This window comes from Nakamurella sp. UYEF19 (assembly GCF_040546275.1).
Classification (GTDB): Bacteria; Actinomycetota; Actinomycetes; order Mycobacteriales; family Nakamurellaceae; genus Nakamurella.
In genome coordinates this window covers 212372-232360 of sequence record NZ_JBEPNO010000008.1, presented here as the reverse complement: position 1 = coordinate 232360, position 19989 = coordinate 212372, and the positions used below count along the sequence as shown (strand labels likewise).

The following is a 19989-nucleotide window of genomic DNA, read 5'->3' as shown; positions in this document are numbered from 1 at the left end:
CGGCCCCCCGGGGCCCCCCCCCCCCCCCCCCCCCCACCCCCCCCCCCCCCCCCCCCGCGCGCCCCCCCCCCCCCCCCCCCCCACCACCCCCCCCCCCCCCCCCCCGCCAGCGGGGTTTCGGGGGGCCAGCGGGGGTGCGGGGGGTCAGTAGCCGCTGAAGTAGTCGGCCTTGACCTTGCGGACCCCCATGGCGCGGAGGCCGGAGCGGACGGCGTTGACCATCGCCGGTGGGCCCGAGACGAAGACCTGCCTGGCGGCGATGTCGGGGACGTGCCGGGACAGCTTGGCCCCATCGACGCGGCCGGGTCCGGCGAATCGCCACGACGCAGGCAGGCCACGCGAATCGTCAGGGCCGGAGACGATGACGGTGGCGCCCGACCGCTCGAGTTCCTCGACGTGACTCAGATCCGAAGGTGAGCCGACGGCGTAGACGACCACCACGCCGTCGTTCCCGGGCCCGGCCGCCCGATGCTGCAACTGGCTGAGGAACGGAGTGATGCCGATGCCGCCGGCGATCATCAGCAGCGGTATGGCCGGGTCCTTCGGCAGCAGGAAATCGCCGCCGACAGTGGTCGCCGTCAGTGCATCGCCGTTGCGCAACCGGGCGAGCTCACGTTTGAAGGTGCTGGAGTTCGTCGGGATCTTCATGGCCAGCCGGATCGACTCGTCGTCACCAGGAGCCGATGCGATGCTGAAGACCCGACGGGACCCCCGGGCGTCAGCCCCCTTGTGGGGCAACGTGAGTTCCAGGTACTGACCGGCCTGGAAACTGACCGGCTTGCGCGGGCGGAACGAGAACACGAAGGTATCGGCGGTGAGTTGCGTGCGCTTCTGCAACACCAGGCTGATCCCCCGCCGCTGCCCGAAACCGAAAGCCACCAGATTCGCGATGACGAGGGCATACTCCGGGCCCAGGAAAACAGATCCGACGGTGATCGGCACCGAGAAGATCACGGCCGCAACAGCCGCGACCAGGTACTGCTGCCACTTCAGCGGCGGCAACGTCAGCGGCTCGCTGAGCATGAAGCCGGCGAAGAACAGGATCGGGTAGGACGTGAAGACGGCCTGGAACGCGGCCGAGGGGTCGGCGCCGTCGGACAAGGTCCTGGCCATGATGATCACCAGGGCAATGGCCACGAAGAGGGCACCCAACGGCAGTCGCCGCGTCCGGTAGAGCACCAGGGCGGCGACCACCAGGGTCACCCAGACCAGAATCGGATTGGCCACCCACCAACCGGCGTCACCGATCCCGAAGAGCGACACCCAGACCGCGCCGATCGCGGCCGGGTTGAACAGATGCCGTCCCCGCACCCCCAGGAGGTACTTCGAGCCGGAAGCGACGATGGCCGCGACGGCCATCGCGACCAGGGCCTTGGAATCGGTGGAGGGCTGGAACAGGAAGAACAGCAGCGCTGCGGTGATGAAGGTCGATTCGGTGTGCGGGCGAACCGCGAACATGCCGGCGAAGATCTGGTTCGAGACGTAGGTGACCGAAACTAGAAGTATTGCACTGACGATGATCTCACCGAGAGAATAGGTGAGATCACCGGTCGCCGAGATGACGACGGCCGCGACGCCGATCACCCCGAGGCCCAGCAGCACGAGTCGGTACATGGTGATGCGTCCGGTGAGGTCGTCGAGCCGTTGCTTCAAGTCGAATGCCCCGGAGGTCGGCCCAACGATGGTGGTGCCGACGGCCGCCTCGGGCGCGTCGACAAGGGCGTCAGGCCTGTGCATCGGACTTGATCTTCTCGAGTGCTGCGTTGAAACCGTTGGAGGTCAGGGACGATCCCGAAACACGTGACAGGGAAACCGAATCGATCTCCTTGCCGACGACCTCGGTGGAGTATCCGGCGAGGAACTGCTCCTGGTACTGGGCGGACGGTCCGGAGTCGGCACTGCCGGTCGCGGTCGTCGCCGTCACCACGTCCGCAGCGAGAGTGACCGTGACGGTGACACTCTCGGTGCCGGAGGGACTGTCGTAGTCGCCGGTTTCGGTGTACTTGCCGTTCTTGTACGTGCTGGCCGCGGCCGCGGGAGATGCGGCCGACGTAGCAGCCGCGGAGGTGGAAGGCGCCGCCGAGGCCGCCGCCGGAGCTGCGCTGGTGCTCGACTGCGCAGCGGGTGACGAGGCTTCGGACGACGCAGCCGCATTTGCGGCAGCCGGGGAAGCCACCGCCGCCGCGGAGCTCGTAGCGGGGGAAGAAGTCGCAGCAGCCGAGGATGCCGGCGCCGCAACGGCGGTGTCCTCGCGATTGAAGAGGATGGCACCGCCGGTGGCGACGCCGACGATGGCGACACCGGCCAAGCCGGCGAGGAAAGTGCGTCTGGATGGATCGGACCTGGGTGATGGCACGGGCGTCTCCTTCAGTTGAGGTCTGGCGTGAGCTCGACGGCGACTGCGGTGACGCCTGGTCGGGACGATCAGCGGGTTCTGCACCGGTCCCTGAAGAGGGAAACGACGATGCAGTTCGGATGGTTCGACGCGTCAGCGGTGACGTTGCGTGAATCGCTACGAACGATCTGTTGACAACCGGGACACTAGAGCAAGTAGTTGAGATCTCAAGGACCAGAGCCTGTGGAGAACCTGGGAAGCGGCTGCATTGGAAGGTCAACGCAGCCTTACTTGATCTTGACGAGCTTCCGCTTCTTCACGGTGTAGCCAGACGGGAGCGTGCCCTCGGCCAGCATTCGCAGCGGACAACGGCTGCAGCGGGGCCGATCGAGACAGCATTCCTTCTTCGGCTTCTTGGGGCTCACGTAGCCAAGCTTAGCCTGCACTTACCCAACACACGAGTCCAACCTGCGACGGTTCGTGAAAAGGTGGGACTCCACCCCGAACCGCGCGACCAGAGGCCGGCGGCAACCGAAGTAGAAGGAGTCCCGTGGCAGCGCGCATCGACAAGGTCGTCACCTCCGGCACGTTCTCGCTCGACGGCGGGTCCTGGGAGGTGGACAACAACGTCTGGCTGGTCGGCGACGACGAGGAGGTCCTGGTCATCGACGCCGCGCACGACGCCGACGCCATCGCCGAGGCGGTGGGCGGTCGACGCGTGGTGGCCATCCTGTCCACCCACGGACACGACGATCACATCGACGCCGCTCCGGAACTCGCGGAGCTGACGGGCGCACCGATACTGCTCCATCCGGCCGACGCCCACCTCTGGGGGATGAAGCACCAGGACCGCCGGCCCGACGCCGACCTCACCGACGGCCAGGTCATCTCCGTCGCGGGGGTGGAGGGCACGGTGCTGCACACCCCTGGGCACGCTCCGGGGGCGGTCTGCGTCTACTTCCCCGCACTCGGCGCGCTGTTCAGCGGCGATACGTTGTTCAACGGCGGACCGGGCGCCACGGGACGGTCGTTCTCCGACTTCCCGACGATCATCGACTCGATCAGCACGAAGCTGCTGAACCTGCCGGCCGCGACCGAGGTGCATACCGGGCACGGCGACGACACCACCATCGGCGCCGAGGCACCCCACCTGGACGAGTGGATCGTCCGGGGACACTGACCCGGTCGCCGACCGGCCGGGTACGGGCGACCCGGGCGTACCTTCACATCATGGCCACCACCGCACCCACCGAGCTCCTCGCCACCGACTATCTCGCCAGACCGGTGAAGGTATCCGACCGGGAGGGCCCGTGGCCCGGGGTGGTCGTGGTCCACGATGCCTTCGGGGCCGGCAACGACATGAAGGAACAGGCCGACTGGCTTGCTGCGGCCGGCTATCTGGCGGTGATGCCCGACCTGTACGAGGGGCGGTCGACCATCCGTTGCGTACAGGGCGCCTTTCGCCAGCTGACGTCCCAGAAGGGGCCGATATTCGAGCAGCTCGAGCGGGTCCGCGTCGCCGTCGCCGCCCATCCGGATTGCACGGGCACGGTCGGCGTGATCGGCTTCTGCATGGGCGGCGGCTTCGCGCTCCTGATGGCCGGCCGTCCCGGTTGGGGTGCCGCGTCGGTCAACTACGGGCAGTTGCCGAAGAATGTCGACGAGGTGCTGTCAGCGCCCTGCCCGATCGTCGCGAGCTTCGGTGGCAAGGACAAGGGACTGCCCGGTGCGGCTGCGAAAATCGAAGCGGCCCTTACGAAGTCCGGGGCGACCCACGACGTGAAGGAGTACCCGGAGGCGCGGCACGGCTTCATGAACCGGGTCACCGTCGCCTCGCCGCTGACTCCGTTGATGAAGGTCATGGGCGTCGGCTACGACCACGATGCAGCCGCTCACGCCAAGAGTCGAATCCTGGAGTTCTTCGACACGCATCTTCGCCAAGCCTGAACCGAAACCACCTGAAACTGACCAAAAAACTCGGTCTGCCTCGGTGATCTTCGCCGCCTCCACCCGCGGCCAACTGATCGGGCCGTCTGGGCTGATGGTCGGACGCGATACCTTCCAGTCGCTGGTCAGCGAGGTGGCGGGAGCGCTCGGGCCACCGGCCGGCGATGTGGAGGCGCATCTCGTCGCCACCAGCCTCTGGGCGTTCGTGCACGGGATGGTGCACATGCGCACCGCCCGACCCTCCTTCCCCTGGCCCGACCTCTCGGCGATGGTCGACGACACCGTCGACCGCATCCTGCACGTCCGCCGACGCGATCCGCCGATGCCACCTGTGCCACCGGTATGAGCCAGACCCCGCCGCAGGCCGAGGGGTATGACCCGGCCCGCACCTGTATGGCCGCCCGCCGTCATACCGGTGCAGCCCACGTCATACTGGTGCGGCCCGCCGTCATACCGGTGCGGCCCACGTCGGGGCCTGGGTCGTGCAGGCGGAAGGAGCCGTCATACCGTTGGCGCATGCTCATCGTCCGGTCCCTGCTGCTGTTCGTGCTCGCCGCCGTTGCCGAGATCGGTGGGGCGTGGCTGATCTGGCAGGGCGTGCGCGAGCATCGCGGGCTGCTGTGGGTGGGCGGCGGGGTGATCGCGCTGGGGCTCTACGGCTTCGTCGCGACCCTGCAGCCGGACGCCCAGTTCGGACGGATCCTGGCTGCATACGGCGGCATCTTCGTGGTCGGCAGCTTGGCCTGGGGCATGGTCGTCGACAAGTTCAAGCCGGACCGCTACGACATCGCGGGCGCAGTGATCTGTCTACTCGGGGTCGCGGTCATCATGTATGCCCCCCGCGGTGCCTGAGACGAGAAGCCCCGCAAACCAGGTCATCTCAGCGACGCAGCAGCGGAAGCACGTCCCGGCCGAGCATCTCGATGCCACCGGCGTCGTCGAGTCCGTGCGGCGTCCCGAACTCCACCCGTCCCACACCGGCGTCGATCAGCGACTGTGCCTGGGCAGCAACCTGATCCGGGGTACCGGAGAAGGCGAAGAGATCCAGCAGATCATCGGGGATCAGAGCGCCCGCAGCCTCGTGCTCCCCCTCGTCCACCAGTTTGCCGATGGCTGCGATCAGGTCGGGCGGGACGTCGGCACCCGGATCGAGCGCCGCCACCACGGCAAGGTACATCGCTACTTCGGACCGGGCCCTGGCCCTCGCCGCTGCGCCGTCGCGGTCGACCACCGTCACGGCGCCGACCACGATGCGGACGGAATCGGTTGACCGGCCGGCGTTCTCGGTCCCGACCCCGATCCGCTCCCGCATGACGGCGACCATCGCCGGGTTGGCACTGCCGCCGATCTTGACCTCGTCGGCGATCTCCCCGGCCAACCCTGCCATCTTCGGCCCCCAGGTGCCGATCAGGACCGGAGGCATCCGGGCCGGCAATGGATACCGCAGCCGGACACCGGGAGCGAGCCGGAACGAGCGGCCGTCGACCCCACCGTCCTCACCGGAAATCAGGGCCCGGATGACGGACACCGCGTCCCGGACGTGTTCGACGGGCCGGGGCTGCTCCACCCCGATGGCTCCGAGCCAGGTCCCGCGGGCCAGCCCGAGGTAGGCGCGGCCACCCGACGCAGCCTCGAGAGCGATGAGCTGCCCGGCGATCTCGTAAGGATGCTGGGTGTACGGATTCCAACAGGCCACCCCGAGTCGGACGCGGCTCGTCACCGCCGCCATCTCCAGCAGCGGCACGATCGGCGGCTGGAACAGCAGGTCACCGAACACGCTGACGACTTCGAACCCGCACCGCTCTGCCACCGTCGCCAACTCCGCGTATCGGCCCACCGGCTTGTCCGTCTGCAGCCCCAACCCGATCTCGACCGGACGGCCCGACTCGACGGGGCCACCGGTCACGTCAGCTCACCGGCATCCATGGTCCGGACGCCGATGCGGTCGATCCGCATCACCAACCGCTCGTCCGGATCGGGGCAGCAGATCAGCGAATCGGTCTCCAACCAGTCCGCTGACGCCAGTTTGCGTTGTTTCGCGGCCAGGAACGGCAACGCCGACTGGAGAGCAAAGACGCAGAAGTGCTGCCCGTCCGGGATCCGCAGTTGCGAGGACTTGACCAGTTCGAAGTAGTCGCCGACGTTCATCCCGCAGACCGAGCGCCCTTCGATCCGCTCGACCGTCACCCGGAGGTCGAACAGCTCCATCGAACGGTCTTCCTCGCCCTCGGCACCGTGTTTCACCACGACACCCCACTCCCGACGACGCCATAGCGCCTCACCGAGCACGCCGGCAGGATGCGGCGGCGATCAGGTCTCATCGGCTCGTCGCCCGCACGTCCTCGTGGTTGTGCACGGCCAGCCAGCGCCCGTCGGTCAGTCGCCAGACGGTGGTGACCCGGACGCTCTGCGCCGGCACGTCGTTCGACGAGAAGCGGACCGTCACCCAGTGGCGTGCCAGGGCGGTGTCACCCCAGACGTCGATGACGGGATCGACGCCGTCCAGCGCGGTCACCGTCCGCCCGCCGTCGGCGGCAGGTCGCCGATCGCGCACGGCGTCGAGTTCGGCCCTGCCGCTGATCAGCTCGGGCTCGTCGGTATCCCAGAAGGTGGCATCGGGATGCAGGTGCGCGTCGATCCGGGGTCGGTCGGACGCCAGGAAGCCGGCGTAGATGTCGAGCGTGGCCGCCCAGATCAGACCGGGCGCCGAGGCCGGATCAGAATTTCCGTCAGGCAGTGCGGACATCGACGTGCTCCTCCAGCTCGGGGACCGAATCCACATCGGGGACCGAATCCAGGTCGGTGGCCGGGCCCAGGTCGCGGGCCGGCTCCCGTTCAGAGATCGAGTCCCCCTCGACAGCGGCGCCCAGGGCCTGCATCACCCTCTCGCCCAGGATCCGCACCGCCTGCAACGGATTCGGCCCGAGTGGCGGCCCGAACGACAGGTGGGCGGCGCCGAGGTCGCGCAGGGCCCGGCAGCGGCGGATCACGTCCTCCTCGTCGCCGGCGATGCCCAACCGCAGCATCCGGTCGTCGATCATCGCGACGGCCTCGGCGGCGCGGCCCCGCTGGGCCAGCGCGGCGGCCGGCAGGAAGTCCTCCGGAGTCAGACCGACCTCGGCCAGCAGGTACGGCGAGATCGACGGACCGTAGTAGGCGAGCTTCTCGGCCAGCGCCGCCCGACCGGCGGAACCGTTGTCGGACAACGACACCCAGATGCAGGCCGGCAGGTCGAAGTCGGCGGGATCCCGGCCGGCGGCGGCCAGGCCGGCGTACACCTGGGCCCGCGCAGTGACATAGTGCTCCGGCGGATAGAGCAGGGGCAGCGCGCCGTCGGCCAGCCGGCCGGCCATGGCCAGCATCTTCGGGGCCATCCCGCCCACGTAGACCGGCACCACCCCGGACTGGTCGAACCGCAGCACGCTGTGGTCCCCGAACCAGGAGGGCAGGTCGGCGTCATCGACGTCCTGGTGGCCGAGCATCCGGCGGAGTGCCGCCACCGTCTGCGCGGTGGTCGCCAACGGCCGCGGACGGGCCAGCCCGGCCCAGCTCAGGAACTCCTCCGAACCGGCCCCGACGCCGAGCAGGAAGCGGCCGCCGGACACCTCGGCCAGGGTGGCAGCGACCATCGCCAGCTCCGAAACGTGCACGGAGTACGGGTTCATGATCGCGATGCCCAGCTTCATCCGGCTCGTGCGCATCGCCAGCGCGCTCAGCAACACCGGAGCCGAACGCAGGTACAGATCGTTGGAGACCCACAGCTGGTCGCACCCGAGATCCTCGGCCAGCAGGGCGATGTCGAGCAGCTCGTCGGCCGCCAGGTCGTTGTTGAGGCGCAGGGACCAGGTCACGGCGTCCCCCCGACTACGGCGTCGCCTTCCACCTCGACGAGCAGGCCCTCTCCGACGAGACCGGCGACGAAGTAGAGCGAGTTGGCCGGGGCCACGTGCCCCAGCACCTCCAGATGGGCGCGGGACGCGCCCTCGACATCGGCGCCGGGGACCAGCATGATGCGGGTCCGGATGATGTCGATGTCCCTGCCGCCCAACGCTTCGACCGCAGCGACGACCTGCCGCAAGCACGACGCCGTCTGCCCGTAGGTGTCACCCGGGAACAGCCGCGCACCATCCGGAGCGGTGGTGCCGCTGACCGCCACCACGTTGCCCGACCTCGCCGACCGGCTGTATCCGGCCACGGTCTCCCAGGCCGAACCGTCTCGGAAGCGAGTCAGCGACGCTCCCGGCTGCGACGAGGGAATGTCAGCGCTCATGCCGCGCCACGGACAGCCCGGCCACCCTGGACGACCAGCGAGATGTTGCGCAGCGCATCGAGATCGGCCAGCGGGTCCCCGTCGACCGCGATCAGGTCACCGACGAAACCGGGCCGAATCTGCCCGACGTGGTCGTCGATCCGCAGCAGCCGGGCCGCCTGGCTCGAAATCGATTGCAGCGCCTGCAGCGGCGTCAGCCCGGCGTCCGCCATGAGCAGCATCTCGTGCACCGCTGCCGGCACCCCGTCCACCAGATCCCCTGGTGGATAGTCGGTTCCATTCACCAGCGTGACACCCGCCCGGATTGCCCGCTGGATGCTCAGCAGGTGATCGTCGGCCGCAGCCAGCGCCTGCTGGATCGAATGTTCCTCGAAGTGGTTGGCGCGCATCCAGGATTCGCTCCGGGTGACGCACAGCGTCGGGGTCACGAAGATATTGGGGCCGACCAGCATCCGTGCGGTTTCCTCGTCGAGCCGGTAGGCGTGTTCGAACGAGGTGACGCCCTGGGCCAGTGCCTGTCGGATCGCCACCGCGTCGCCGGAGTGGGCGACCACGTACTTGTCGTGCTCGTGGGCGGCGCGGACCACCCCGCGGATCTCGCCATCGGCCATTTCCAGGGTGTCGTAGTTCTCGCCCTTCTTGGCCAGCCCCCCGGTGATGAAGATCTTGACATGGTCAGCACCGTCGGTGATCTCGGCCGCGGCGGCCCGGTAGAACTCCTCCTCGCCGGTGGCGTACACGGCAGCGGCGCCCTCGCCGTGCCCGCCGACGGTCGAGACGGCCCGACCGGCACCACGGATTCGGGGTGCGCTGATCCAGCCCCGCGCGGCAGCCCGGCGGAGCGACAGATCGGCCTGGTTCTGCTCGTGCACACACCGGATGGTGGTGATGCCGGCCTGCAGCGCCTGGTGCGCCCTGGTCGCCGACCGATAGGCCGTGATCGCCGGGTCCTCCTGTTCGTCGGTGTCGGAGAACGGGAACACCACGGACAGGTGGGTGTGGCAGGAGATCAGGCCGGGCAGGAGCCACCGTCCGGCGACATCGACGACATCCGCGTCCTTGGCCAGCACGGGCGGAGCCGAGGCCACCTCGACGATCCGGCCGTCCTCACCGACCTGGACGGCACGGTCGAGCAGTTTCTCGCCGGTCAGGACGTCGACGACATTGGCGTTCACCAGCCACACGGTGGAGCTCCTTCTTCTTCGCTGCAACAGATTTTGTATCTTCCGGGACCCAGTTCAGCGCGCAGCGGAACCCACTGCCGCCGGAGCCCTGACGAGGCAGGCCACCTCGCGCTCGTCGATGAGGACCGGACGGGGATCCTCGAGAGTGCAACGGTCCTCGGCGATCGGGCAACGCGGGTGGAACCGGCAGCCGGTGGGCGGGCTGGCCGGGTCGGGAACGTCACCGGGGAGGTCGATCGGCAGGATCCCGGCGCCGTCGGCCCGCGGGATCGCCGCGATCAGGGCCTCGGTGTACGGGTGCACCGGCGCACTCCAGACGTTGCTGGTGGCACCGATCTCGACGATCCGCCCGAGGTACATCACGGCCACCCGGTCGGCGATCTGCCGCACCACCGAGAGGTCGTGGGAGATGAAGACCAGCGCAAGACCGGTCTGCCGCACCAGATCTCCAAGAAGGTTGGCCACCTGGGCCTGGGCCGAGGCGTCCAACGCGCTGATCGGTTCGTCGGCGACCAGGCACTCCGGGTCGGCGGCCAGCGTCCGAGCGATCGCGATGCGCTGACGCTGCCCGCCACTGAACTCGTGCGGGTACTTCTGCGCGGCGTCCGACGGCAGGCCGACCCGGCCCAGTACTTCGACGACCCGCTGCGCCGCAGCGGCTCTGGTGCCGCCACCGAGCACGACACCGTCACCGATCAGATCTCCGACCAGGCGCCGCGGGTTCAGCGACGAGTATGGATCCTGGAACACCATCTGCAGCTTGCGGAGCGAGGTGGACCGCTTGCGGCGACCCAGCGGCGCCACCGGCTGGCCCTCGAAACGGACGGATCCTTCCGCCGCCGGCTCGAGACCGACGATGGCGCGGCCGAGGGTGGATTTGCCACAACCGGATTCGCCGACCAGGCCGAGGATCTCGCCGGGATTGACGGTCAGGTCGATCCCGTCGACGGCCCGGACCCGGCCGCTGCCGCGTCCGTAGTCGACGCACAGACCCGACACCTCCACCAGCGGCGTCATGCGCCACCACCCGATCCGGCCGCGGACGGGACCTTCAGCGGATCGACCGGGCAGGCGAGCAGATGGCCGGGGGCGATCGGTAGCAGCTCGGGTCGGTCCGTGCTGCAGCGTGGCTGGGCCGATGGACACCGCGGGTGGAACGGGCAACCGGACGGGACCTTGCCCAGGCTGGGCGGGCTACCGGCGATGGGCCGCAGTTCGGCGGCGCCGGCCTCCGGGTGCGGAAGGGCGTCGAGCAGGCCTCTGGTGTACGGATGCCGTGGCTGGGCGAGGATCTCGGACCGCGGACCGACCTCGGCCATCCGACCTCCGTACATCACGCAGACCCGGTCGGCCAACGCCGACATCACCCCGAGATCGTGCGTGATGATCACCACCGCGAGCCCGCGCTCCTCACGGAGTCGTTGCAGCAGGCGAAGAATGCCGGCCTGCACGGTGACATCCAGTGCGGTGGTGGGCTCGTCGGCGAGCAGCAGTCGCGGTTCACAGGCCAGTGCGACCGCGATGGCGATGCGTTGCCGCATCCCTCCGGAGAACTGCCCCGGATAGGTGCTCAGCGCCTGCTCCGGGTCCGGGATGCGCACCGTGGCCAGCAGATCGATCGCCCTGGTCCGGGCCTCGCTCTTGCTGACCCCCAGGTGATGGCGCATGTGCTCGGTGAGCTGCCGTTCCACCGTCAGGATGGGATGGAGGCTGGTCGCGGGATCCTGCGAGACCATGGCGATCTGCCGGCCGCGGATCTTGCGCAGCGCCCGCTGCGTACTGGTCAGCAACTCGGTGCCGTCGAAGCGGACGGAGCCGGCCGTCCGGGCACCGTGCGGGAGCAGACCGAGGAGCGTCAGCGCCGTCATGGTCTTGCCGCTGCCGCTCTCGCCCGCGATGCCGACGATCTCGCCGGTGCCGACGGTCAGCGAGACGTCGTCCACTGCCTTGAAGGAGCCGCGGCTGGTGCTCAACGCGACGCTGAGGTGCTCCACCGTCAGGAGTTGGGTCGACATGATCAGTCCCGCAGCGCTTTTGCCGTGCGCGGATCGAGCGCGTCCCGCAGCGAGTCACCGATGAAGTTGAAGGCCAGCACGACCGTCAGGATGGCAAGGCCAGGGAACAGCCCGATCCACCACTTGTCGAAGTTCTGCGCGCCGGCGGCGACCATGGCGCCCCACTCCGCGGTGGGCGGTTGAGCTCCCAGGCCGAGGAACGACAGGCCGGACAACAGCAGGACGGCGTTGCCGACGTCGAGCGATGCCATCACCAGGATGGGGCCCAGCACGTTCGGCCGGATGTCGACGACCAGCGCGCGGAGCGGCGACGCACCGAGCAGCCGGGAGGCGATGACGTACTGCGAACCACGGGCGGACAGCACCAACCCGCGAACCAGCCGGGCGTACGCCGGCCAGGACACGACGATGACGGCCAGCACCGCGTTGAGCAGCTCCGGACCGAGCGCGGCGGCCACCGCCATGGCCAGGATGATGCCGGGGAAGGCGAAGACGATGTCGGCGAGGCGCATGCCGACCGCGTCGACCCAACCGCCGAAGAAGCCGGCCAGCGACCCGAGGATCGTACCGAAGATCATCGCGCCGAGCACGAGCAGGACCGCCAGCGGCAGCGAAACCCTTGCACCGTAGATGATCCGGGACAGGACGTCCCGTCCGAGCTCATCGGTGCCGAGCCAGTGCTCGGCCGACGGGGCCTTGAGCTGGACGAAGTCCTGGGCCAGCGGGTCCGACGGGGCGATGAGCGGCGCAAAGATCGCCACCACGATCCAGGCCAGCACGACGACCATCCCGACGATGGCCAGCGGCTGCCGCCATGGCAACGACGACCGCTTCTTCGCCGCCTGCAGGTCGCCAGGCAGGTTGCCGCGCTGGTCGCCGGCCGCGTCGCCGGCGAGCAGGCCGGACGCACCGGCCGGGCCCTCCAGCGCGAGGTCGACCCCCATGGCCGGTTCTGGCGTGCTCACGAGAGCCGGATCCGCGGGTCGATGACGCCGTACAGCACGTCCACCAGCAGGTTCAGGCCGATGTAGACGACTGCCACCACGAGGCTGACGCCCATGATCGCGGGCAGGTCGAGGTTGATAGCACTGAGATATGCGTAGGCGCCCAGACCCGGCCAGGAGAAGATGCTCTCGACCAGCACGGCACCGGAGAGCAGGCTGCCGAAGGCGACACCGGCCACGGTGATGATCGAGACCAGCGCCGGGCGCAGCACGTGCCGCATCACCACGACCCGCTCCGGCAGGCCCTTGGCCCTTGCGGCCCTGACGTAGTCGTTGCCGAGGATCTCCAGCACCGACGCACGGGTGAAACGCAGCAGGAGGCCGATCGTGTAGGTGGCGAGGACCAGGCCGGGGAGCACCAGGTGGTAGAGCGCGGAGCCGAACAGCGACCACTGGCCGTGCAGCAGCGCGTCGACCGTGTACATGCCGGTGATGTGGTCCGGCGGGGTCTGCGTCGGATCGAGACGTCCGCCGCCGGGCAGGATCCCCCACTTGAAGAACAGCAGGTAGAACGCCATCAGGGCGATCCAGAAGGTCGGCATCGACACGCCGCCGAGACTGACCACCCGCAGCACCTGGTCGGGCCAGCGATCCCGGGTGACGGCGGCGAGGACGCCGAAGGTCACCCCGATCAGCAGGGACAGCACGATGGCGAAGATGGCCAGTTCGAAGGTGGCCGGCACGTACTCGGCCAGATCGGTGCTGACCGGGCGGTGGCTCTGCTGGGACAACCCGAGGTCGCCGTGCAGGACGTTCCAGACGTACGTCAGGAACTGCACGGGCAGTGGCTTGTCCAGTCCGTACTTGGCGCGGAACGCGGCGACGGCGGCCGGATCCTCGATGGCCTGCTGGCCGAGGTTCGCAGCCGCCGGGTCGCCGGGGACACGCTGGGTGAGCAGGAACGAGACGAGCATGACACCGAAGACCAGCAGCACCCCGATGCCGAGGCGCTTGCCGAGGAACTTCCACAGATCGCCGTGCCGGGCCCGCTTGCGCGAGACCGGCACGGCGGCCGTGGTGGTGGTGGTGCGTTTTTCAGCCGAGCTCACCGAGTGCTAGCCGAGCTCGCTGAGGTTGACCAACCAGAGGGCGTTCGCCTTCACGTTCTTGACCGAGGTCGCCGCAACGATGATCTGGGCCGGCTGGATGAGCGGCATGATCGGGCCCGCCTGGTTCATCATCTTCTGGATCTCGGTGTACTGGGTGACGCGGGTGGCGTCGTCGATGGTGGCACCGGCCTTGGTGCCGAGGGCCTCGAGGGCCGGGGACTGACCGGCGAGCCAGTTGGCGCGCTTGCCGACCACCTGGCCGGGCAGGAAGTTCAGGTAGTCACCCGGGTCGGGGTAGTCAGGGCCCCACTCCCACAGTCCCATTTCCTCCTTGCCCCCGCGGTAGGTGTCGAGGGCGGTCTGCACCGACGCCGGGGCGAGCTTCACCGTGATGCCGACGTCCTTCAGGTTCGCCTGCACGCGGGCCGCGAGGTCTCCGAAGTTGAGTCCGTTGACCTGGATGTCGCTTGGGTAGGACAAGGTGACGGTCGGGTCGGTGATCCCCGACTTGGCCAGTGCGGCCTTGGCCCTCGCGACGTCGCGCTTGATGCCGGTGCCGGCCGCGAGGGAGCCGAGGAACATCGTCGGGATGATGCCGTTCGCCTGCACCGCTCCGGATCCGGCGAGGTTGACCAGGCTGTCGTAGTCGACGCCGTACCGCACGGCTTCCTGGAAGTCAGGGTTGCTGGTGACCTTCGAGACGGTCGCACTGTTGTTGGTGAAGAGGAAGAAGACGTTCGGCGAGGCACCGCTGATCGTCTGGACGCTCGAGCCGAGACCGTCGGCCTGCGCCGGGGAGAGGTCGACCGCGATCTGCGACTGACCCTTGATCACGTTCAGCTTCTGCACGTTGGCCTGGACGTTGCGAACGATGATCGTCTCGTACTTCGGCTTCGTGCCCCAGTACTTCGGGTTGGCCGTCAGCTTGACCTGCGTGGTGGTGCTGTAGGAGTCGAGGATGTACTGGCCGGACCCCTGGGACTTGGTGTTCAGTGCGGTCTCCGCCTTGTCCGCGCTGTCGGCTCCCACTGCATCCGAACCACCGGCAGCCTTGACGGCCTTGGAGTTCAGGATGCCGAGGGCCGAGTTCGGCACGATGAACGGGATCGCCGGGTTCGGCGTCGCGCTGGTCAGCACGACGGTGGACGCGTCTGGCGCGGTGACCGTGATGCCGGCCATCAGGAACGACGGGTTGCCCTTGAGGTTGGCCACCCGGTTCAGGGAGAACACCACATCGGCCGAGGTGACCGGGGTCCCGTCGGAGAAGACGGCGTCCTTGCGGAGCTTGAAGGTGTAGACCTTGCCGTCGGCCGACGCGGAGTAGGACTCCGCCAGATCCGGGACGGGCTTCTTCACGTCGTCGCCGGTGAAGGTCAGCAGCGTCGAGTACATGGCGTGGTCGATGAGCAGACCGGTCGGCTCGAACATGCGGCCGGGGTCCACCGTCTTCAGCTGGAACGCGGTGTCGACCACCAGGGTTCCGCTGCTGGTGACGACCGGAGCGGCCGAACTACTACTGGAAGCACCGCCGGCCGAGGTGCTGCCGGCCGGGGCGGACGAGCCCGCCGCCGGGGCCTGACTTCCGGCGGCTGCCGAGGTGGTGCTGCCGACCACGGGGTTGGTCGCCGTGGAACTGGTGCTGCTGCACGCGGCCAGCCCGACCACCAAGGAGGCCGCCAGGCAACTGGCCGTCCAACTGCGTATGCGCATCTGATCCCTTTCAACCACCGTCAGCCGATCGCTCGACCCCGATGCCTCTCGCTGCCGGAATGCAAACGATTGCACGAGGGTGACACCGACACATTGCCCTGTCAATCACTGTTGTTACAGATGGGAAAACTATTCGTGGTTCCCAGCGATGTCCAGCTCCGTTGTGGGAGATGTCCAGCTCCGTTGTGGGACCGCGTGAGGCAGGTGGGTCAGCGGCCGGGGGCGCGGGACGGAACAGCCGCCACCGACCCTCTCTCGACCAAACGGGTTGGAATTCGATGCACCGCCGATCTGGTTGTCGAAGCGCGCACCCCGGTGATCCGATCCATCAGCAGTTGCGTCACCAGTTCGGCCATCTGCGCCGGCTGGTTGTCCACCACGGTGATCGGCGGCCACCACCAGTGCATGATCGGCGCATCCTCGTAGCAGATGACGCTCATCGCCTCCGGAATGGCGACACCCAGCTCACGAAGGCGGGGCAGCACCCCGTAGGCGGATTCGTGGTTGGCGACCAGCAGGGCCGTCGGCCGGCGCGCCCGCGGGAGCGCGAGCAGTGCGTCGACCGCCTCGACGCCGGTCCGCGCGGTGAAGGACCCGGCCACCACCAACTCTTCCGGCGCCGGCCGGCCGGCTGCCAGCAGCGCCTGCCGGTAGCCGTCGAGCCGCTCCCGGCCCGATGTCACCGACGCCGGTCCGCAGACGATGCCGATCCGGCGGTGCCCGTTTTTGATGAGCAGTTCCACCGCCGATCCGGCCCCGGCGCCTTCATCACCCAGCACGCAGTCGCCGACCAGCTTCGCCGGCCGCCGCCCCAGGTGCACGACCGGCATCGCACCCGCCTTGACCTCGGCGAACGCCTTGCTGTCGGAGCCGACGGCGACGACGCCGGAGGCTCCGAGTTCCATCAGCGTATGCAGGGCGGCCCGTTCCGATTCGGCGTCGCCGCCGGTGATGGAGAGCACCAGGTGGTGCCCGGCCTCGGCCAGCCGTTGCTGCACGATCTCGGCGATCACCCGGAAGCTGTTGTTCACGAGATTGGTGATCACCAGGCCCACCAGCCTCGATCCGCCGGTCCGCAGGGCCCGTGCGCTGGCATTGGGCCGGTAGCCGATCCGCCGCGCCGCCTCCTCCACCCTGGCGCGGGTCGCGTCGCTCACCAGGGTCGAGCCGGCCAGCGCCCTGGAGGCGGTACTGATCGACACCCCACTGGCCCGGGCCACCTCACGCAGATCGTTCGCCACGGCGTCACTCCCCATTCCCCTGCTCGGTTCCCCCGAACACCGAAGGTGCCATCATCACATTGAACTCGCGCCCACCTGCAGGAAGGCGCCCACTCGACCACGATGCTCCCGGCTCTGCGCCGGAGGGGAGACGCTGATGCCGGACCAACCCGCCGATGCTGTCGCTGCGCTTGCGGCCGGGAGTGCGGCACTGGAGGAACTCGGGTCGCGCATCTGGTCGTGGCAGATCGTGCATCAACCCCGCAACCGTGATGACATCCCCAGGGTGGAACGGCCGGCCGGTTGGCTCCCGGACTTCTGCGCGGCGACCGTGGCCAGCATCCGCGACCAGCGCTCTGCGTTCGCGGACGAGCTGGCGGCCCTCGACGTCGGCGAGGACGTGTCCGATCTGGTGGACCGGCGACTGCTGATCTCCCTGCTGGCCAGGGTCGAGTGGGAGCTGGACGTCGTTCGCTCCTGGCAGCGCCAGCCGCGGTTCTACCTCGACCAGAGCATCGGCACGGTCTTCGATGCGCTCCTTCGCCCCGGAGTCGACGCCGAGCGGATCCGCGAGGTCGTCCGGCTGTTCTCCGCGGCTCCGGGAATCCTGGCCACCGGCCGGGAGAACCTGACCGGCCATGCCTTCGCGGAGTGTGCAGCGCTCGCGCTCGACGAACTCACCGACATCGAGAAGCGCTGTGCAGCCGTTGGTGCGGCGCTGGCGCAGATCTACCCGGAACTGGGCACGGCGGTCACCGAGGCCGCCGGAGCAGCGGCCGCCGCTCTGGTCACCTTCCGCGAGTGGCTCGTCGAGCAGCACCCCTCGATGACGCCGTGGGTGCCGGTGGGAGCTGTTGCCTACCAACAGTTCCTGCGCGACGTCGCGGTGATGCCCTTCACCCCGGAGCAACTGCTGGCCATCGGCTCGGCCGAACTGGATCGGGCCATCGCCCTCGAACACCTCGAGCGCAACCGCAATCGGGTCGCCGGCCGTCCGCCCGCGCCGATGCCGGCGGACATCGAGGCCCAGGTGGCCCTGGAGGATCGCCAGGAGGCCGAGGTCCGGCAGTTCCACGTCGAACGTGGACTGCTGTCGCAGCCGGAATCGTTGGGCCGCTATCTCTTTGCCAAGATGCCCGCCTATCTCGAACCATTCGGCTTCCTGGGCGTCTGCGACGACCTCACCTCGGCGACCCGCCTTGACGAGAACAGCGTCAAGTACACCCCCGCCCCCGGCCCTGACCTTCCGTACTTCTACGCCGCCAATGCCGTCGACCCGCGGGCCGGGATCGTGCACGAGGGAGCGCACTACCAGCAGCTCGCGCTCGCGTGGAGGCATCCCAGGATGCTGCGCCGGCACTTCTACGACTCCGGCGCGAACGAGGGCGTCGCCTTCTACAACGAGGAGATGACACTCGCCGCAGGGCTTTTCGACGATGCACCGGACACCCGCGTGATCCTCTACAACTTCATGAGGCTGCGGGCCCTGCGGGTCAAGGTCGACGTCGGGCTGGCCACCGGGACGCTGAGCATTGCGGAGGCGGCGCGGTACCTGGGCACCGAGGTGCCGATGGACGCGGCGACCGCCGCGCAGGAGGCCGCCGACTTCGCCGAAGGACCCGGCCAGGCGATCTCCTACCAGATCGGCAAGACCCAGATCCTCTCGCTGATCGCCGACGCGGCGCGGCAACGTCCCGGTCAGGACGTCGACATCCAGCAGCTGCACGACTACCTCTGGCGGAACGGCAACGTGCCGATCGCGTTGTGCCGCTGGGAGTTCCTGGGCCTGACTGACCAGCTGGCGCAGATCGGGGTGGTGCTACCCGGTCAGCAGCCACCGACCAGTTGACGACTCAGTCCCGCGAGGTCGACCGGGTCGGCGGGCAAGTGCCGGCCGAGCGCACGGTCGTCGACCAGTTCACCGTCGTGCACCACCACGCGTCCGCCGACGAGCACCGTGACGGGGCGGCCGGTGACCTGGAGCCCCTCGTAGGGCGTGTAATCGGTGGCCATGTGCAGGTTCTCGTTGTGCAGTGACCATCGGATCGACGGATCCCAGATCGCGATGTCGGCGTCGGAGCCCGGCATCAGACAGCCCTTGCGCGGGTACAACCCGTTGGTGCGGGCGGGATTCGCGGCGGTGAGGGCCACGAAGGCGGTCAGCGGCAGGCCCTGCTCTACGACGAACCGGGAGAAGATCACCGGTAGACGCGTTTCGACACCGGGCAGTCCGTTCGGCATCTGACGGACGTCATGCCGGTGGGAACGTTTCTGGGTGAGGTCGTAGCAGCAGTGGTCGGATCCGATGGTGGTGATCGCGCCGGTGAACAGGTGGCGGCCCAGCGCCTCGACCTCCGCACGCGCCCGCAACGGCGGGCAGCATACGAAGCGCTCGGGCTCTGCTGCTGCGTAATTGGCGTCGTCCAGCGTGAGGTGGTGGGCCACCGATTCGGTGAACGCCGGCAGCCCCCGTCGACGTGCATCCGCCACGAGTTCCACCGCCGCCGCCGTCGACTGGTGGACGAAGTAGACCGGTGCACCCTGCGACTCTGCGATGGCCAGAACTGCTGCCACCGCAGCGGTCTCGGCCAGCGCCGGCCGACTCGCGGCCATTTCGCTTGCCGGCAGTTTGTCACCGTCGGCGCACTGGCGCTGCGCGTCCTCGACGATCGCATTCGACTCGCAGTGGATGACGACCATGCCGCCGAGCTCGCGCAGGGTGGCCATCGTCGCCAGGATGGTGTCCTCGTCGGCCATCGTCTCGCCGCGGTAGGTGGTGAACATCTTGACCGTCCGGATGCCCGCGGCCGCCATGCAGCGGAGCTGGTCGGCAGTGGTGTCGTTCCACTGCACGACGCATCCGTGCAGCGCCGAGTCACACAGGCCCTGAGATGCTATGGCGCGCTGGAGATCCGCGGCCTCGATCGGCTCCTGCCCGGGACGCGGGATGGCGAAGTCGACGATGGTGGTGGTGCCGCCGAAGATAGCCGCGGTCGTGCACTGCCGGTAGTCGTCGAGGGAGGAGAACTCGCCGGAGGTGAAGCCGACGTGGCAGTGCGGGTCGACACCCCCTGGCATCACCAGCTTTCCGCGGGCGTCGAGCTCGCGGGCGCCGGGCGCCGGCTCCCCTGGTGACAGGAGGGCCTTGACCAGACCGTCGGCGATCCACACATCGGCAGGGCCCTGCCAGCCCGAGTCGACCATCGTGCCGCCTCGGATCACCAGGTCGCCGCCTCTCGTCGGGTGGTCCGTCAT

The 19989-nt window shown here is 68.7% G+C and carries 21 protein-coding genes; 5 read left to right on the top strand and 16 right to left on the bottom strand.

What is annotated here, in order from left to right; all coding sequences use genetic code 11:
* Positions 1-144: 144 nt before the first annotated feature.
* The 3 genes from ABIB25_RS13900 to ABIB25_RS13890 form a co-directional block, all read right to left on the bottom strand.
* Positions 145-1737: an FAD-dependent oxidoreductase gene (locus tag ABIB25_RS13900; RefSeq protein ID WP_354529046.1), complete on the bottom strand. Its 1593-nt coding sequence runs from the start codon at positions 1735-1737 to the stop codon at positions 145-147.
* Entirely contained in the window at positions 1724-2356 is a 633-nt protein-coding gene (locus ABIB25_RS13895; protein WP_354529045.1) for a hypothetical protein, read from the bottom strand. The genes ABIB25_RS13900 and ABIB25_RS13895 overlap by 14 nt, the downstream gene beginning before the upstream one ends.
* Positions 2357-2622: 266 nt before the next feature.
* Complete coding sequence (locus tag ABIB25_RS13890; protein WP_354529044.1) at positions 2623-2760, bottom strand: hypothetical protein; 138 nt, start codon at positions 2758-2760, stop codon at positions 2623-2625.
* A gap of 125 nt (positions 2761-2885) precedes the next feature.
* Between ABIB25_RS13890 and ABIB25_RS13885 the strand changes: the two genes are divergently transcribed.
* The 4 genes from ABIB25_RS13885 (at position 2886) to ABIB25_RS13870 (ending at position 5134) form a co-directional block, all read left to right on the top strand.
* Positions 2886-3515: an MBL fold metallo-hydrolase gene (locus ABIB25_RS13885; RefSeq protein WP_354529043.1), complete on the top strand. Its 630-nt coding sequence runs from the start codon at positions 2886-2888 to the stop codon at positions 3513-3515.
* Positions 3516-3565: 50 nt separating this feature from the next.
* Entirely contained in the window at positions 3566-4282 is a 717-nt protein-coding gene (locus ABIB25_RS13880) for a dienelactone hydrolase family protein (RefSeq protein WP_354529042.1), read from the top strand.
* A gap of 43 nt (positions 4283-4325) precedes the next feature.
* Positions 4326-4628: a hypothetical protein gene (locus tag ABIB25_RS13875; RefSeq protein WP_354529041.1), complete on the top strand. Its 303-nt coding sequence runs from the start codon at positions 4326-4328 to the stop codon at positions 4626-4628.
* 170 nt (positions 4629-4798) lie between these two features.
* Positions 4799-5134 carry a YnfA family protein gene (locus ABIB25_RS13870; protein ID WP_354529040.1) on the top strand — a complete coding sequence of 112 codons (336 nt, stop codon included), beginning with the start codon at positions 4799-4801 and terminating at the stop codon, positions 5132-5134.
* 28 nt (positions 5135-5162) lie between these two features.
* Here ABIB25_RS13870 and ABIB25_RS13865 read toward each other — a convergent pair whose 3' ends face one another.
* The 12 genes from ABIB25_RS13865 to ABIB25_RS13810 form a co-directional block, all read right to left on the bottom strand.
* A complete protein-coding gene (locus ABIB25_RS13865) occupies positions 5163-6188 on the bottom strand; it encodes an LLM class flavin-dependent oxidoreductase (protein WP_354529039.1) in 1026 nt (341 codons plus the stop codon).
* Positions 6185-6571, bottom strand: a complete 387-nt coding sequence (locus ABIB25_RS13860) for a TIGR04076 family protein (protein ID WP_354529038.1) — start codon at positions 6569-6571, stop codon at positions 6185-6187. The genes ABIB25_RS13865 and ABIB25_RS13860 overlap by 4 nt, the downstream gene beginning before the upstream one ends.
* Positions 6572-6599: 28 nt before the next feature.
* Complete coding sequence (locus ABIB25_RS13855) at positions 6600-7028, bottom strand: nuclear transport factor 2 family protein (protein WP_354529037.1); 429 nt, start codon at positions 7026-7028, stop codon at positions 6600-6602.
* Positions 7012-8133 carry an LLM class flavin-dependent oxidoreductase gene (locus ABIB25_RS13850; protein WP_354529036.1) on the bottom strand — a complete coding sequence of 374 codons (1122 nt, stop codon included), beginning with the start codon at positions 8131-8133 and terminating at the stop codon, positions 7012-7014. Before ABIB25_RS13850 ends, ABIB25_RS13855 begins: the two co-directional genes overlap by 17 nt.
* On the bottom strand, positions 8130-8552 hold the full coding sequence (locus ABIB25_RS13845) for a Rid family hydrolase (protein ID WP_354529035.1): 423 nt from the start codon (positions 8550-8552) through the stop codon (positions 8130-8132). Before ABIB25_RS13845 ends, ABIB25_RS13850 begins: the two co-directional genes overlap by 4 nt.
* Positions 8549-9736: an amidohydrolase family protein gene (locus ABIB25_RS13840; RefSeq protein ID WP_354529034.1), complete on the bottom strand. Its 1188-nt coding sequence runs from the start codon at positions 9734-9736 to the stop codon at positions 8549-8551. Before ABIB25_RS13840 ends, ABIB25_RS13845 begins: the two co-directional genes overlap by 4 nt.
* Before the next feature lie 54 nt (positions 9737-9790).
* Positions 9791-10753, bottom strand: a complete 963-nt coding sequence (locus tag ABIB25_RS13835; RefSeq protein WP_354529033.1) for an ABC transporter ATP-binding protein — start codon at positions 10751-10753, stop codon at positions 9791-9793.
* The gene (locus ABIB25_RS13830; RefSeq protein WP_354529032.1) at positions 10750-11751 is read right to left on the bottom strand and encodes an ABC transporter ATP-binding protein; all 1002 of its coding nucleotides are present in this window, start codon (positions 11749-11751) and stop codon (positions 10750-10752) included. Before ABIB25_RS13830 ends, ABIB25_RS13835 begins: the two co-directional genes overlap by 4 nt.
* 2 nt (positions 11752-11753) lie before the next feature.
* Positions 11754-12716, bottom strand: a complete 963-nt coding sequence (locus ABIB25_RS13825) for an ABC transporter permease (protein ID WP_354529031.1) — start codon at positions 12714-12716, stop codon at positions 11754-11756.
* Positions 12713-13804, bottom strand: coding sequence for an ABC transporter permease (locus ABIB25_RS13820; protein WP_502919809.1), 1092 nt, complete (start codon positions 13802-13804; stop codon positions 12713-12715). Before ABIB25_RS13820 ends, ABIB25_RS13825 begins: the two co-directional genes overlap by 4 nt.
* 6 nt (positions 13805-13810) lie before the next feature.
* Positions 13811-15514, bottom strand: a complete 1704-nt coding sequence (locus tag ABIB25_RS13815; protein WP_354529030.1) for an ABC transporter substrate-binding protein — start codon at positions 15512-15514, stop codon at positions 13811-13813.
* Between the two features lie 209 nt (positions 15515-15723).
* Positions 15724-16755 carry a LacI family DNA-binding transcriptional regulator gene (locus ABIB25_RS13810; RefSeq protein ID WP_354529029.1) on the bottom strand — a complete coding sequence of 344 codons (1032 nt, stop codon included), beginning with the start codon at positions 16753-16755 and terminating at the stop codon, positions 15724-15726.
* Positions 16756-16891: 136 nt separating this feature from the next.
* Between ABIB25_RS13810 and ABIB25_RS13805 the strand changes: the two genes are divergently transcribed.
* On the top strand, positions 16892-18583 hold the full coding sequence (locus ABIB25_RS13805) for a DUF885 family protein (RefSeq protein WP_354529028.1): 1692 nt from the start codon (positions 16892-16894) through the stop codon (positions 18581-18583).
* Here the strand turns inward: ABIB25_RS13805 and hydA are convergent.
* The gene (gene hydA / locus ABIB25_RS13800) at positions 18562-19989 is read right to left on the bottom strand and encodes a dihydropyrimidinase (protein ID WP_354529027.1); all 1428 of its coding nucleotides are present in this window, start codon (positions 19987-19989) and stop codon (positions 18562-18564) included. The two genes, ABIB25_RS13805 and hydA, sit on opposite strands and share 22 nt — an antisense overlap.